The sequence below is a fragment of the Colwellia sp. genome (genome assembly GCF_013214175.1).
Taxonomy (GTDB): Bacteria; Pseudomonadota; Gammaproteobacteria; order Enterobacterales; family Alteromonadaceae; genus Colwellia.
In genome coordinates this window covers 117,448-133,822 of sequence record NZ_JABSPA010000009.1, presented here as the reverse complement: position 1 = coordinate 133,822, position 16,375 = coordinate 117,448, and the positions used below count along the sequence as shown (strand labels likewise).

General features: G+C 39.2%; 12 protein-coding genes. 10 read left to right on the top strand and 2 right to left on the bottom strand.

The features are described from left to right. Window positions 1-101 precede the first annotated feature (101 nt). Together HRT55_RS18425 and HRT55_RS18420 are read right to left on the bottom strand one after the other, a co-directional pair. On the bottom strand, window positions 102-1,175 hold the full coding sequence (locus tag HRT55_RS18425; RefSeq protein ID WP_291623578.1) for a 3-deoxy-7-phosphoheptulonate synthase: 1,074 nt from the start codon (window positions 1,173-1,175) through the stop codon (window positions 102-104). A 230-nt stretch (window positions 1,176-1,405) separates the two neighbouring features. Beyond that, window positions 1,406-2,653, bottom strand: a complete 1,248-nt coding sequence (locus HRT55_RS18420; RefSeq protein ID WP_291623576.1) for an MFS transporter — start codon at window positions 2,651-2,653, stop codon at window positions 1,406-1,408. A gap of 382 nt (window positions 2,654-3,035) precedes the next feature. On the opposite strand from HRT55_RS18420, the gene HRT55_RS18415 reads away from it, so the two are divergent. The 10 genes from HRT55_RS18415 to HRT55_RS18370 all read left to right on the top strand — a co-directional run bounded on the left by HRT55_RS18415 (window position 3,036) and on the right by HRT55_RS18370 (window position 16,276). After that, window positions 3,036-4,274 carry an isochorismate synthase MenF gene (locus HRT55_RS18415; protein ID WP_291623575.1) on the top strand — a complete coding sequence of 413 codons (1,239 nt, stop codon included), beginning with the start codon at window positions 3,036-3,038 and terminating at the stop codon, window positions 4,272-4,274. Beyond that, window positions 4,271-5,974, top strand: a complete 1,704-nt coding sequence (locus tag HRT55_RS18410) for an AMP-binding protein (RefSeq protein WP_291623573.1) — start codon at window positions 4,271-4,273, stop codon at window positions 5,972-5,974. The genes HRT55_RS18415 and HRT55_RS18410 overlap by 4 nt, the downstream gene beginning before the upstream one ends. Before the next feature lie 10 nt (window positions 5,975-5,984). Beyond that, entirely contained in the window at window positions 5,985-6,875 is an 891-nt protein-coding gene (locus HRT55_RS18405; RefSeq protein WP_291623571.1) for an isochorismatase family protein, read from the top strand. A gap of 5 nt (window positions 6,876-6,880) precedes the next feature. After that, window positions 6,881-7,651, top strand: a complete 771-nt coding sequence (gene dhbA, locus HRT55_RS18400) for a 2,3-dihydro-2,3-dihydroxybenzoate dehydrogenase (RefSeq protein ID WP_291623569.1) — start codon at window positions 6,881-6,883, stop codon at window positions 7,649-7,651. A 20-nt stretch (window positions 7,652-7,671) separates the two neighbouring features. Continuing rightward, window positions 7,672-8,385 (top strand): 4'-phosphopantetheinyl transferase, encoded by a 714-nt coding sequence (locus HRT55_RS18395; protein ID WP_291623568.1) that lies wholly within the window; start codon window positions 7,672-7,674, stop codon window positions 8,383-8,385. A 360-nt stretch (window positions 8,386-8,745) separates the two neighbouring features. Further along, a complete protein-coding gene (locus HRT55_RS18390) occupies window positions 8,746-10,104 on the top strand; it encodes a sigma-54 dependent transcriptional regulator (protein ID WP_291623635.1) in 1,359 nt (452 codons plus the stop codon). A 57-nt stretch (window positions 10,105-10,161) separates the two neighbouring features. Then, the gene (locus tag HRT55_RS18385; protein WP_291623566.1) at window positions 10,162-11,457 is read left to right on the top strand and encodes an ATP-binding protein; all 1,296 of its coding nucleotides are present in this window, start codon (window positions 10,162-10,164) and stop codon (window positions 11,455-11,457) included. Window positions 11,458-11,764: 307 nt separating this feature from the next. Continuing rightward, window positions 11,765-13,018 (top strand): HlyD family efflux transporter periplasmic adaptor subunit, encoded by a 1,254-nt coding sequence (locus HRT55_RS18380; RefSeq protein WP_291623564.1) that lies wholly within the window; start codon window positions 11,765-11,767, stop codon window positions 13,016-13,018. Window positions 13,019-13,115: 97 nt separating this feature from the next. Next, window positions 13,116-13,820 (top strand): ABC transporter ATP-binding protein, encoded by a 705-nt coding sequence (locus tag HRT55_RS18375; RefSeq protein ID WP_291623562.1) that lies wholly within the window; start codon window positions 13,116-13,118, stop codon window positions 13,818-13,820. Beyond that, on the top strand, window positions 13,817-16,276 hold the full coding sequence (locus HRT55_RS18370; RefSeq protein ID WP_291623559.1) for an ABC transporter permease: 2,460 nt from the start codon (window positions 13,817-13,819) through the stop codon (window positions 16,274-16,276). The genes HRT55_RS18375 and HRT55_RS18370 overlap by 4 nt, the downstream gene beginning before the upstream one ends. Window positions 16,277-16,375 lie beyond the last annotated feature (99 nt).

Genomic DNA, 16,375 nt, shown 5'->3' with positions numbered 1-16,375 from the left:
TAGGACATAACTTGATTCGAGATGCAAAATTTGTCGGGAGTATACCAGGCTAAATATTAACTATATTATTCAATAGTAGTTGGCATGTTACGGTCTTCTTATTAAACTAAAAACTGTTCTAATTGACGCATTTTACGACGTGACTCTACGCCTTCGGCCAACATATCTAGCAAGCGTTCGGTATCACTCCACCCTATACAGGCATCAGTAATCGATTGTCCATAATTTAATGGCGTAGAGCGTAACGAGTGATTTGTGTTTAGTGATTGATTACCACTTCGTAAAAAGCTTTCTGCCATTATTGCCGCAACAGCGCTCGATCCATGGGCGAGTTGTCGACAAAGGTCTTCAACAACACGCAATTGATTTAAATGTAATTTACGACTATTACCATGACTGCAATCAACCATGATTTTTGTACATAAATCACGAGATTTTAACAAGGCTTCTGCGGCAGTTATATCTTGATGATAATAATTTGGCTGTTTTCCACCGCGCATAATTGCGTGACAAGTGGTATTGCCCTTACTCTTAACCGCACACATTCCACCATTGAAATCAGGCATTGGATACAAGTGTGGGTGGGCAGCCGATGTCATCGCATCAGCTGCGATAGTGATGTTTCCATCAGTACCATTTTTAAAACCAATCGGACAGTTCAAACCTGACGCCATCTGCCTATGCACTTGTGATTCAGTTGTTCTAGCACCTATAGCCCCCCAACTCATTAAATCAGATAGATAAAAAAAACTGGTCACATCAAGAAATTCAGTCGCTGTTGATAGCCCTAAATCATTAATATCCACTAGCAGTTTTCTGGCAGTAAATAACCCCGTAATAAGGTCATCGCTCCCATCTAAATAAGGATCGAAAATCAATCCTTTCCAACCAACGGTAGTACGAGGTTTTTCAAAGTAAGTACGCATCACGATATGTAGTTGTTGATTATAATTAGCAGCAATGTTTACTAACTTGTGAGCATATTCTAATGATGCTTCTATATCGTGAATAGAACATGGACCAATAACCACCAGGAGCCTATCATCCTGCCCTTTAAAAATTTGACTTATCGTGTGACGACTTTGAGCAATATGTTGTGCTGTATTTTGAGAACACGGATATTGTCGAATAACTTCTGACAACGAGGGGATATCGATTTTTGCAGATGCGTTCACAACTGATGCGAGTTTTTCCATGTTATTTAACCTCTATTAATAAAAATTGTCTCTCAAATTAAATTTAAGATAGGCAGATTTTGTTATGTAAACTCTTATCACTAATGTTAATTTTATAAGTTCATTTTTAACACTAACCGGTAAAATTAACGTTAGGACGTCCTTGTATCAACAGGCCTTAGACCGTAAAAACACATCAGGCTCTCCGCCTTTAACTAATATGTCTTTACTTATTTTGAAGGTGTTGCTGACTTTATATCGGTGTTGGGTATAAATACCCTATGATTTACCCATCGCCACAATATTATTGGCGAAATAACAGTCAATACAATAGTTAACATTGCAACCCAATCCATACCTACTATTTTGTGGTCCGCTGTTGTTGTTAATACCGCCGCAGATAATAAGCCCGCAGCACCCGATGCAACATTACTCACCGTATTATTAATTGACATAAAAGCAGCACGTTCCGGCGGAGCAGGTAAATGGCTAACGATACTTGCAGTAGCGCTAGTACGAATAGTGCTTACTGTCATCATCAATGCAAAAAGTACAAACAAATGGTGTGTTTGTGGTGTGGATATAAAAATAAGGTAAATGATTAATGCAACAAGCAATGCGCTGACAATATGTAATTGATGACGGATGCCTTTATCAAATAATCTGCCTGAAAATTGCAACATAATGAAACTTGCTAATCCTCCACCAAAATACAGCGCAGACATATGCTCTCGGGGAAATGATAAATTAAACTGAAAATATGCAGAAAAATTACTAATAATAAGAAAGTGTGCAAAAATTTGAATACCAACAACGAGCAGTGCCACTTTTATTTTAAATTGTGACAGCAATTGACGAACTGCAGACGTTTTTTGAGGTGCTTGAGACTGAATATGTTGCGTCATCGATGGAAATATTGCTAGACAAACTACGGCGAGAATAATACCGAGTAAACCAAAAATCCAAAAATTGATTTGCCATGAAAAGTACAATGATACCCATAAGGATAATGGCACCATAATGATAGCAGCGATAGAAAAAGCACTGCCAATAAAAGCCATCACTCTGCCGCGATGAGATGGTGAAGTAACATCAATAACTGCAGCCATCAACACTGATGATGCAGGTCCGGTAAAGCAACCAGATAAAGTAAACAGCACCATTAAGGCAAGTGGTGAGGTAGCGAAACCACAAGCAACCAAGAAAACACCACGCAAAAATAAAAATATAACAAGTACCGATTTACGGTCATATTTATCAAGGTGCCCGGCCAATAACCACGTCATTGCAGCAGAGCCAAACATGGTTCCGCCAATTAAATAGCCGATATGTGCCGGATTAAAGTTAATACTATCAACTAAGTCGGGGCCTAATGGTACCACCATCATGAAGCCACCCAGAGATATTATATTAATTAAAAACGCTAACCTGATCACGAGCTTATTAGGTGTCGATTGTTCTATATTTGGCAAGTTCATATTCTCGTCCTGAGATCATAATGAAATAAATAAACAAGAGATCTTAAGTCATCTCTTGAAAAAACTAGAAAGCAATTGTACACATCAACCAGCCCCTAACACAAATGATAATTATTTTTATTTAGATTGACGTTAGTGTAATTAGCATGCGAACATCTAACCACTTACTTTTACTTGCCAAAATTGATAATTCTATTGTTATACCAATTTCATTCATTAGCTGAGCTATTTTAACCAGTAGAAATGATCACAACATTAGTGAGATTGATATTAATAGTGCTTAGTTACCCAATAGTCACCTACTGGCTAGGCACGAGTTACGGTTGTTTCAAAGTGAGGAGCAATCAATAAATGGAATTTCAGTTTAAAAAGGAACTTCACCATGAAACATTTTTCGGATGCCAGCAATGGGCAATATGGTTCAAATACAGAACAAGAATCAGAGCCTCAATTTATATTCACATCAAATGGTCGTTCATTAAAAGCATCAGGTATTCTCTGTACAATCTCAAGTAAAGGTCTTAACCCAGATAGCTTTATAGAGACTATCAAATCTCGGTTAAATGAACTCAAAATAAACGGCAAAAAAAATCCAATGGTAATTGGCTCTATTCCGTTTGATACCAACGAGGAAACTGAATTCTTTGTACCAAAATTCAGTGAGTTTTCCTCCACGCTAACAACGAATGCTGTGACCAGTGATAATACAACTCAATTAACATCACTTGCTCAAGTGACGGATGAAAGTCATTTTAAAGACGCGGTAAATAAAGCACTTTTATTTTCTGAACATACTCACTTAGATAAAGTTGTTTTATCGAGAGCTATAGACGTGAAAACAACGGTAGCCATTAATGCTACTAACATGGCAACTATTTTATATCAGCAGAACCCCAATGCCTTTGTATTCTCCATTCCACAATCTGACGGCACAACCTTAATTGGCGCAAGTCCCGAATTATTGGTTAAAAAACATAATAACCAGGTAACAAGTAATCCACTGGCAGGTTCAAGAAAACGAACAAACTCATTGGCAGAAAATAATAAAAATCATCATGAATTATGGCAGTGTGAAAAAGACAGATATGAGCATAAACTTGTAGCGGATGCGGTATTTAAACACCTAGATCCCTTTTGCCAAACACTTTATACACCAGAGGCTCCATCAATTATTGAAACACCAACAATGTTGCATCTTTCAACAAAAATTGACGGAACACTAACATCAGATAAGACTTCAGTATTGGAGCTCGTATACGCTTTACATCCTACGCCAGCGGTATGTGGTACACCGCCTGCGTTGGCTAAAGCAACCATACAATACCTTGAAGGATATGATAGAGCTAAATTTGGCGGTGCTGTTGGTTGGATGGATGCAGAGGGCAATGGCGAATGGGTAGTTACTATTCGGTGTGGAGTCATTAAACAAAACAGTATTCGTCTTTATGCTGGGGCGGGCATCGTTAGTGGCTCAGATCCTATTGCTGAATTTGCTGAAACAGAAGCGAAATTTAATACCATGCTTAAGGCGTTAGGGTTAACTTCAATGCAAAAACCGCAGCATCCCACATCACTTAATACGTTACCTAATAAAACCAAGAAAACGGACGTTATGATATGAGCATTCCATTTACGCAATGGCCTGAAGATATCGCCAAGTGTTATGTTGATAAGGGTTATTGGATAAACGAGCCCTTAACAAATATAGTAACCAACCAACTAAAAGTGCATGCTAATAAAGCCGCATTAATTTGCCATGGTAGAACATTTACTTACCGCGATATTGATACATTAAGCAACCAATTGGCCTCTCAGATATTAGCACGAGATTTTCCTAACGACACAACCGCACTAGTACAACTGCCCAACAGTGCTGAGTTTTACATCGTATTTTTTGCGCTATTAAAGTGTGGTATAACGCCCGTTAATGCATTGTTTAACCATGGTTTTCACGAGTTGGTCGCATTCAGTAAACAAATAAAACCTGCACTGGTGATACTATCAACTCAGCATTCACTACTAGATGACTGCAACAAAACTTCGGCGTTATTAGAAAAACTTAGACCGTATTGCATCAATCTGGAAAACACCCTCATTATTGGTAGTACTTCACATGACCTTTCCTCAAAGAGTAATGACGTACTGGCTCCTATGTATTGGCAAAAAAATGGTGCTAAAGTAATATTTGATCGTAACAATAATCTAACCTTAGTTAAGCAAGAATCAGCGGCAGATCACGTTGCTTTTTTTCAGTTATCTGGCGGCAGTACAGGCACACCTAAACTCATACCGAGAACTCACAACGACTATTATTACAGCATCAGGCAAAGTGCACTAGTCTGTGAAATTTCAGCCAACACAGTTTATTTATGTGCACTGCCGGCACCACACAATTTTACTTTGAGCTCGCCCGGATCTTTGGGGGTATTCTATGTCGGAGGAACCGTGATCACTGCCTCGGATCCAAGCCCTACTACCTGCTTCCCTTTGATTTATCGGCATAAGATCACGTTAACATCGTTAGTACCACCTGCGCTGCACCTGTGGTTAGTTGAAATTGGCAACATTAACGATGCGACTAAAACTCACCAAAAGAATATCCAGCTTGACTCTCTTAATACTATCCAAGTGGGCGGTGCAAAGCTTAGTGCCGCCGTTGCTGAAAAAGTTAACAAGATATTAGGTTGCCAGTTACAGCAAGTATTTGGTATGGCCGAAGGTCTGATAAATTACACTCTACATGCTGACGATTCATGGCATATTAACAACACCCAAGGCAAACCAATGTCACCTTGTGATGAAATACAAGTATTGGATGAATCGGGTGTGCCGGTAAATGATGGCGAGGTTGGTGCATTGTGGACAAGAGGTCCTTATACATTTAGAGGATACTACAATTCTCCTATTGCCAACGAACGAGCTTTTGATAGTAATGGATTTTACTGCACCGGTGATCTAGTCAAGCAAACTGCTTCAGGTCACCTCATTGTTATGGGGCGGAATAAAGACCAAATAAACCGAGGCGGAGAAAAGATTGATGCGCAAGAAATTGAAGAGTTATTACTGCACATACCATCAATAGTCGATGTAGCATTGGTCGCAATGCCTGATGACATACTTGGTGAGTGTAGTTGTGCATTTGTCGTGAAGAAGTCTGAAATTAAAGCCAGAGATATTCGCCGTTACCTTAGAGAGCAAGGGGTTGCCAGCTATAAAATGCCCGATCGAATCGCCTTTGTCCATGACTTACCTAAAACAGCCGTTGGCAAAATCGACAAACGTTGCCTACGCCAATCATTTATCACAGAAACTACTTGTTAACAGGATTATTATGTCTATCAAATCTATAGCAGCCTACACATTACCGTCGTCAATTGACCTGCCAATAAACAAAGTCTCTTGGCCGTTTGAAGCAAGTCAGTCGGCATTACTTATTCATGACATGCAGCAATATTTTGTTGAGTTTTATGGCGAAAACAATCATTTAATTAATCAAGTAATAAGCCATATTTCGGCACTTAAAGCTTTTTGTAAATCTCAAGGCATCCCGGTTTTCTATACCGCTCAGCCGAAAGAACAATCTGATGAAGATCGTGCATTATTAAATGATATGTGGGGTAGAGGCTTGCCTCAATACCCTGATAAAAAAGATATTATTGGCGAACTGAAACCTGATACCGATGATATTGTATTAACCAAATGGCGCTACAGTGCATTTCATCGTTCACCACTAGCAGAAATGTTGAAATCACAAGGTCGAGATCAACTTATTATTTGCGGAATTTATGGCCATATTGGCGTAATGCAAACGGCGGTTGATGCTTTTAGCAATAACATCAAGCCCTTCTTGATTGCCGATGCAATTGCTGATTTTAGTTTAGAAGAGCACTTAATGGCACTAAATTATATTGCTAAAAATGCCGGTAGAGTCGTATGCAAAGACGATATTGTTAATGCTGATATGAACGATAAAACTGATACTACAGAATTTTCAAAAAGCTGGTTAAGATCTCAAATTATTCCTTTAATTGAAGATGCTGATGCGATGGAGGACGACGATAACTTAATGGATTTTGGTTTAGATTCCGTTGCTGTCATGACCTTAATGTCTGCATGGCAAAAACAAGGTATTAATGTCACTTTTGTTGAATTAGCTAAATCACCTAGTGTTAATGGCTTTTGGGATATTGTATCAAAAGCAAATTCTTTTGCGTTGGCGTAACGCGCATGAAACCTCAATTACCTTGTCATGATGACTGGCAAAATAAAACGGTATGGGTGACGGGCGCTAACCAAGGCATTGGCGCTGAAACGGCTAATCAATTTCAGCAGCTAGGTGCCCAAGTTATTGGTTTTGATCTACATTTTGACTCACCCAACGATAATATTACTCAAGTCGTGTTAGATATAAGTAATGAAAGTGCCATCAGAAGTATCTGTGAATTATTAATTAAAAAACATGGTGCAGTTGATATATTAGTTAACGTTGCTGGCATATTACACATGGGTAGTATTATGGAGTTAACTGTAGAGCAGTGGACATCGTCATTTAATGTCAATGTATCCGGTGCATTTCACCTTATGCGCCAAGTTATTCCTTTAATGAAGGTCAATAAAAGCGGCGCGATAGTCAGCGTATCTTCAAATGCTAATCACATGCCCCGAATGTCTATGGCCGCGTATAGCGCATCCAAATCTGCACTTACCAATCTCACGTTAGTTGCAGGGATAGAGTTAGCTAAATATGGTATTCGTTGCAATGTTGTTTCTCCTGGTTCAACACAAACCCCAATGCAATGGTCACTTTGGCAGGATGAACACGGCGAAGAAGAGACTATTGAAGGTTTTCCTAAGCAATTCAAACCGGGTATTCCTTTGGGTAAATTAGCCACACCAGCAGACATTGCCAACTCGGTTGTTTTTCTAAGCTCGTCACAAGCCAGTCATATTACCTTGCAAGATATTGTCATTGATGGTGGAGCTACTTTAGGAAAATGATACAAACTCTCATAAATAACATGGACGTAGAAAGATCACCAAGAACAACTTGCATAGACTTAAATTTTCTATCCGTGCGGCGTAATCGTCACTTGATTACCGCAAAATGTCATTTTGACTCAACGCTATTTAATGACACCGACTTTGATTTTCTGGCGATTAGTTTACCTGATTCACTAAAGCAAGCGGTGCCGAAAAGAAAATCAGAGTTTTTAGCAGGTCGTTATTTAGCGAAAATAGCATTACAACACCTTGGCAGGTCATGCCATTATATTGCTATTGGTGAAAACCGAGCCCCAGTATGGCCACAAGGTATTTTAGGTTCAATTTCTCATTCATCCAATATTGCACAATGTGTTATTGCCGAACAACAATATCATCAATATATTGGACTGGATATTGAGCATTGGATAACACAAAACGATGCCAAAGATATAGCGAGTAACATTGTTACAAGCGTTGCCGAATATGCTCCATTAATGCCCTTTCTACCTTTTAATAAAGCACTTACACTCATATTTTCAGCAAAAGAAAGTTTATTTAAAGCTATATATAAAAATGTTGGAAAATATTTCGATTTTTCTGCTGCTCAAGTAACTTCATTTGAGCTAACAGAAAATGAATTAACACTTACTCTTATTCAGGATCTTTCATTTACAATGCAGCGCGGTAAAAAATTTAAATGTAAGTATGAAATAAAGGATGATTCAGTAACAACCCTTATTACTCATTAGTTTCATATGATGATAAGCATTAACGAATAAAGCGGATTTAAAATATGGACTTCAGCTCAGTTATCATTAGAGAGCAATAGGAAACGTCTAATCTATCGCAACAAGTTGCCAATAACCTTATGGCACTAAAGCTCTAATAACGAGATAGTGATAACCGTCACTATTACCTCTTTATTGATCTTTTCAGTAGGAAATTTCAGCTAATTCGTTGAGGTTTGACCATTTATTACCTTTGAATTTTCTCTCCCATAAACAAAGAAAACCCCAATTAACGTAAAGTAATAAGATTTTTCTTGTTCAATTCTGGTTAGCAATTTATTATCTTTGTTACTAATAGTCAGTGAGTTGTGATGAGTTGTGATATCTAAACCGCAAATACTGGTTGTCGATGACAGCCCAGAAATTCGTTTAAGTGCCGCCTTTATTCTAGAAGATCAGGGTTTTGTGGTACTTGAAGCAGAAAATCACCATTATGCCCAAACGATGTTGGCCGACAACAGCGTCGATTTGATTTTGCTGGATATGAACTTTTCCTTAGATACCACTTCAGGCGAAGAAGGCCTGCGCTTTTTAACTTGGCTTAGTAAATCTGATTTTGTTATCCCGGTAATCGCCATGACTGGTTGGTCTAATGTTGATCTAGCGGTCAATGCCATGCGTTTGGGTGCTTGTGATTTTGTCGAAAAACCTTGGAATAACCAAAGATTAATCCAAATTATCCACCAACAACTGAAGTTGGCCGGTCTGCAAGTGCAAAACCAAAAACTTAAACAACAGTTGGAACCGGTTGCCGAGCTAGATTTTACCTGGCGCTCAGCAGCAATGGAAAAGTTATTAGCTCAAATCGACTCAGTGGCAGCAACTGACGCCAGTATTTTATTAACGGGTGACAATGGCACCGGAAAAAGTCATTTAGCTAAACGAATCCATCAACAATCTGATCGTGCCTCCAGCACTTTTATTTCAGTCAATATGGGCGCGATTTCAGAAGCATTATTTGAAAGCGAAATGTTTGGCCATAAAAAAGGCGCATTTACCGACGCAAAAGAAAATCGTATCGGTCGTTTTGAACTTGCCAAAGATGGCACGCTGTTTTTAGATGAAATTGCCAATATTCCCCAGTCACAACAAGCTAAATTACTACGTGTACTGGAATCTGGCGAATATGAAGTATTAGGCTCTAGTCAAACTCAACACGCTAATAGCCGTATTATTAGCGCAACAAATGGCAATATAGCCCAATTGATAGGTGATGGTGCCTTCCGGGAAGATCTTTATTTTCGTCTTAATACCATAGAGCTTAGAGTGCCATCATTGAAAGAAAGGCTTCACGATATAGTTCCCCTGGCAAAACACTTTATTGCCCTGCATGGCAAAAAATACAAACGCGAGGAATTAAGCCTTACACCAGGTGCAATACAAGCGTTGGAAACATATCACTGGCCGGGTAATGTTCGTGAAATGAGCCATTTAATGGAACGCGCTGTTTTGTTGGCCCAGAACAGTAGACTAGGACAAGAAGATTTGCATCTGTCTAATCTTAAACCCAGCAATTATCTGCCTATGATGACGGTAGACCAAGCCGAGCATAAATTGATCGAGCAAGCACTGGTACTAACGAATAATAATGTGCCTAAAGCTGGAATAATGCTGGGGCTGACTAAATCATCGATATACCGCCGATTAGAGAAATATGGTATCAGAACACCGGATCTATGAGTAACATTAAAACCAAAGTCGAAAGACCAGAAATCATAAAAAAAAGATCCGGGAATTATGAAGCTATTTGTCTATAAATCTTTAGAGCAGCTGTTAAAAACTTGTTTTATTGCCACCAGTTTATTGGTAGTCAGTTTGTGGCTGGTTATAGGGCTAGTACAGCAATGGACAGTCGCTAATATTGCCTTAACAAGCGCTGGTTTGCTATTGATCTTGTGGTTATGCTTTTCTTATATTTATAAAAGAACAATTATTGCATTTAAACGCGCCAGTATGCACCTTGAAGCGGTGCACAATGATGACTATTGCCAGTATGCCAAACCTGCTTTTAGCACCGGTAAAGTTAGAGAGTTTCATCGGGATCTCGAAAACTTGAGTTCTCATTTGCAATTACTCAAGTCACGCTACGATCAACATATCTTTTTGGTTTATCGACTCATCGACCAACTGGATAGCCCAATAATGGTATTTGACCAACAACCACAACTTACTTATGCCAATGGTGCTTTTAATGAATTGTTCCCCCAGCCATGGCAGATTTTCAGGCATTCCTCTCCTGAGTTATTAGGGCTTGAATTTGTCGATAATAATTGGCATTTTAAAGAAAATCTGCGTGACAATAAATGGCAAATTAGACACAGCGAATTTATTGATCAGGGAAAAACTCACCAATTAATGGTTTTTGTTAATATTGAGTCGGCATTGAGACAAAGCCAGCTTAATGCTTGGCAGCAGCTTATTCGAGTGCTCGGGCATGAGATTAATAATTCATTAACGCCGGTATCTGCATTAGCTCAGGGACTCAGTTTAAAAGCTCAGGGGAAAAGAGAAAAGCAAGCGTTAACCGTGATTACCGAACGATGTCAACACTTGCAGGACTTTGTCAGCCGATATGCGTCAATTAGCAAGCCATTTCACTTAAATTGCCAGATGCTTTCAGTCATTAATATCGCCAAGCGGATTCAAGGCCTACTCAAAGATATTCCATTGCAGGTAGAATTAAAAACGGAACGTTTTTGGGCAGACCCTGCTTTTATTGAACAAGTTTTGTTAAACATTATTAAAAATGCCGTTGAAGCCTCACAGCCTGGTGGAAAAATAAAACTGACCTTCAGTGAAACTGTTAATTCATCACTGATTGAAGTGGTTGATAGCGGCCATGGTTTTGCTAATTTGGATAACCTCTTTGTGCCTTTGTATTCAACCAAACAAAATGGTCAGGGTATTGGTCTTAGTTTCTGTCGTAATATTATCGAACATCACAAAGGCACCATTAAGCTGGTCAATAATGATAACTCGCCGGGTGTCACTGTATCTATCACCCTGCCTTTAGTTAGCCAAGAAAAACAGTAGTAGCCCGTAGCTAATAAACTGAGCTTTTGCCGTACTCTCATCAAAAAACTTATTATAGAACATCACCAAGGCACTATTAATCTGGTTAATAATACAGATGTACCTGATGTTACGCTTTCAATCTCCCTTCCTTTCTTTAGCCTTAGTTTCATTCTGGGGCGCAGTAGTTCACCAGCGGACTAAACCGACGGTTACAATCATCTTAAAACAACTAACACATTGAATTTACTAGCAAATAAACTTTGGCACGAAATTAGCTACAAGTACTGTTACGATCAGTAAAGTATTTAATCAAGGTGTCTCCTAAATGGATGTAAAAAAAATTAAACCTAAGCAAAACAAATTCAAATCAATGCCGGTTATCGGTGGTTTGGCGATTTGTTTGCTCGCAGCCCTCACCTGGTATGTCAGCGCTAACGCTGGTGGAACATCTGTTAAACGTAACGACTTGCTTTTTGGTACGGTAAAACAAGGTGACTTGCAGGTAGAAATAGAAGGTTATGGTGCTTTACGTTCCGATAAACAATTGCTGATCACTTCATTAACTAGTGCTACGGTTCAGGAAATTGTCCTGAAACCAGGTGCATTGGTAACTCCAAACAGTATTATTGTGCAACTTGCTAACCCTGAGTTGCAACAACTGTTAGATAGTGCAGTTCAGGAACTTTCACAACGTAAAGCCAATTTACGCCAATTAAAATTAAGCCATCAACGTGAGATTCTTAATGAAAGTGGCAGCTTTGCAGAAATGGAAGCAAGCTACGAAACGGCTAAGGTAAGGTTAGAGGCACAGAGCGGCTTGGTTAAATCAGGCATAGTCTCGGTACTTGCCTATAAAGAAAGCCTAGTTCATGAAGCACAGCTTAAAAAGCGCATAAAAATTCACCATCAACGAACAGCTGCACTTAAATTAGTCAATCAAGAAGTCATTAATATTCAGCTTGAACAAATCAAGCAGCAACAGGGACAACTAGATATCGCTCAAAACCGTTTAGATCGTCTTACCGTTAGAGCCGGATTTAGTGGTGTTTTACAACGTTTATCGGTTGAGCTAGGGCAAAGCCTGGCAGCCGGACAGGAAATTGCACTCATCGGCAGTGTCCAAGATCTGATTGCTTTGGTGAGAGTGCCACAGAGCAAGGCGCAACAAATTTTTATCGGCCAAAAGGCTATTGTTGATACCCGCCGTGACAAAATTGTCGGTACTGTTTCACGCATTGACCCTGTGGTAGTAGAAAATACTGTTGAAATTGAAATCGCTTTACCAGATCAATTGCCAGCCAGTGCGCGTCCGCAACTCAGTGTTGACGCCGTGATTATTACTGACATCTTAACCAACATTACCTATATGGAACGTCCGGTTAATGGTAAGGCTAATTCAAACAGCAATTTATTTCGACTCGATGAGTCACATAATACTGCCATGATAATCGCAGTTAAATTTGGTAAAGAGGCGGGTCGCTATATCGAAATCATTGAAGGTGGCAAGGTCAATGACACATTTATTGTCTCGGACTTATCACTGCTGAAAAATTCAGAGCTGACCATAGAAAATTTTTAGGCGCTATCTAGTAGCTAACAATACTTACAAAAAAAATAACTACAAAAACAATAACTAATTACCCCCTTATTTAAGTTAAAGGAATAGGAAAATAAATATGACTGATATAAAAATTGAAATGAAGAATATTGGTAAAGTCTTTGAGACTGATGATGTTGAAACCCATGCACTAAAAAATGTTGATATTGTTATTCGTGCTGGTGAATATGTTTCTATAGCAGGTCCATCTGGCTGTGGTAAATCTACCTTATTGTCTTTATTGGGCTTATTAGATATGCCAAGTTCTGGCTCGTATATCATTGAAGGCCATGATGTTAGCTCACTTTCTCTTGATGAAGCAGCTCGTATTCGTAATGAAAAAATCGGCTTTGTCTTTCAATCATTTAACTTAATTGATGAACTCTCAGTATTTGATAACATCGCCCTACCCTTGCAATATAAAAAGGAATTACCGACAGATGAATTTATCAAAGCAAGAGTCGAAGCCTGTTTGAAAATGGTAGAAATGAGCCATAGAGCCGATCATAAACCTAATCAATTGTCGGGTGGACAGCAACAGCGTATTGCTATTGCCCGTGCCTTAGTTGCCGATCCAGCGATATTATTAGTGGATGAGCCAACCGGTAACCTAGATTCAAAAAGTGGTGACACGGTAATGGCGGTATTAGCTGAGCTCAATAAAAATGGTACCACCATCTGTATGGTTACCCATGATGCACGTTATGCCAATATGGCGAATATCCAACTTAAATTACTCGATGGTCAGATCGTTAAAGACGAACCATTAAAGGTGGCAGTATGAGGACATTCATTCGTCAACATAAACAGGCCTGGGCCAGCTTAAAAAAGAAACCTGGCTTTGTATTAACCGTGTTAATGACCATGGGTATTACCCTAGGGGCCTTATTATGTGCAGTAACGCTCAACTACTTGTTGCTAGTTGAGCCGCTACCTTACCCAGAGCAAGAGCGTCTTTTTGTTGCTGAACATAAACTTATCGGCGCAAAAAATGAAACCAAAGCAGTTGCTTTTACTTATCCGGGATTAGTACATTTATACAAGAGTAAAGAAGCATTCGAGCAAGCTGCAATGCTTAGTTATGGTGGCGATGTCATCATTTCTCACAGCAGTCAGCCGTTGATTAATGCCGCTTATGTTACACCTGAGTTTCATCAAATTTTAGCATCTCCTTTGGCGTTAGGTAGGTTGTTTGAAGCCAGTGAAGCGATTGATACGTATAACCCTGTTGCTATGCTCAGCTATAACACTTGGCAAAATGAGTTTGATGGCAGTGCTGATATCCTTGAACAAAAAATTACCTTAAGCGGAATTAGTTACCGAATTATTGGTGTATTATCTAAGGATTTTATAGAGCCAGAACTCGGTGAAATTGGCCAAAAAACTAACGTATGGATGCCATGGGATTACAACCAAGCAGGAGAAAGGCAAAGAGAAAGTTTCGGTAACATCAGTGGAAACCTTAAATTTGTCGGTTTATTGAAAAAAGGTGTTAGCCCAAGCCAAGCAAAACAACTGTTAACGCCGTTAGTGAGTAATCGTTGGGTAGAAGGTGTTGCTGATACCGATTTTTTCAAAGGCTGGTCAATTGAAATGCGCGTGCGTTCGGTTAAAGAAGCGATTCTCGGACAGAGTGAGTCGATTGCGGTAATGTTGCTAGCAGGTGTTATCGGCTTGGTATTAATCGCTTGTGCTAATATTTCTAATTTGTTTATGGCACGAACCGCAGAAAAACAACGTCAAATGGCGATTCAGGCTGCAATTGGGGCAACTAAAACACACTTATTTAAAGCAATGCTTGCCGAAACTACGTTGTTGATGTTTATGTCGATAGTCCTTGCATTAGTGATTGCCCAGACTGGGTTTTATATTATGCAGCAATATTTAGGCGCAGTATTACCTCGAATTAATGAATTATCACTTAACCCAATTACCTTTGGCTGTGCTGTATTAGTGACTATTGCTTTTGCCTTGTTTTTCGCTAAATTAAGTATCCGCATGATCAATTACCGTGCACTAAATACTACTTTGCAAAGCAGTGGTAAGGGCAGTGGATTACAAGTATCTAAAAAAACTCGCCAAGTATTAATCGCTAGCCAAGTCGCATTAGCTACTGTTTTAGTATTTGCTAATTTTAGTTTGCTAAAAGACGCCATGAAAACCATCAATGCACCAATAGGTTTTGCCACCGAGAATATCTCAACCTTGGTTTTAAATTTTTCATCGACAGACTTTCCAACTCAAGAAGAGTCGATACCTATTATGGCTGAGGTAATGGAAAAACTTGAGGCGTTACCTCAAGTAGAGTCTATTTCTCAAGGACGTTCACCAATAGACGGCTTTAGTATTAGAGCATTAACGAATGTTGCTGATAATGAGAGATATACACCTTACCTTAAAGGTGCGGATCATAGATATTTCAATATGATCGAGCAACCATTAATACAAGGAGATAACTTTACTCTTGTCGATCGCAAAGATGAAAACAATGTGATGATTGTCAACCAAGCATTTGCCAAACAACTAAAAGCTGATGGTGATGTCTTAGGTTTGCAAATATCAATGGGTGGACCTGATCCGTTTAAAATTGTCGGTATTGTTAAAGATATTGCGATACCCGGTGATACTCCTCAGGATCAAAACAGTGACGCTGTAGGCACTGGTGTAGCAAGGGTTTATGTACCTAATGGTCTTGGCGGCCAGTCGTTTATGCTCAAACTTAAACCTGGACAGACTGTTAGTCGTGAGCAACTGGGTAAATTATTAGCCGAAGTTGATTCTAGATACTCTGTCTTTAGTTTTAACGCTTCCTCTGACATTCTTACGCAAAGCTTATTTTCTGAAATAACGACAGCAGTGACTACCGCGATATTGGCTAGTTTGGTATTTTTGTTAGCAGGTATAGGTTTATACGGGATTTTAAGTTACGGCACCCAGCTGAGACGTTTTGAACTAGGTGCCCGTATGGCAATAGGTGCGACCCGCAAACATTTGGTATTTATGATAATTGCTGATAATACCAAGGCGATATTGGCAGGATTTATTGGAAGTATCGTATTGTTTTCCCTTGCTTATATAGGTTTGAGTGAATACATTCAGCCATTCCTTTCTTGGCAAATGGTGCCGATGATAGTGGTGACTTTAGTATTGATCATTCTAGTGACCTTATTTGCCTGTTACTGGCCATTAAGACAATACATTAATCAGCCGGCAATATTTAGCCTGCGAGGTAGCGATTAAGCGTCCTTGTTTTAAGGTAATAACTAAAGTATGAAAAGAAAAGATGGGCATGGCCCATCTTTTTTATATTCAGATGAATGGTATGTCACGATTACATGA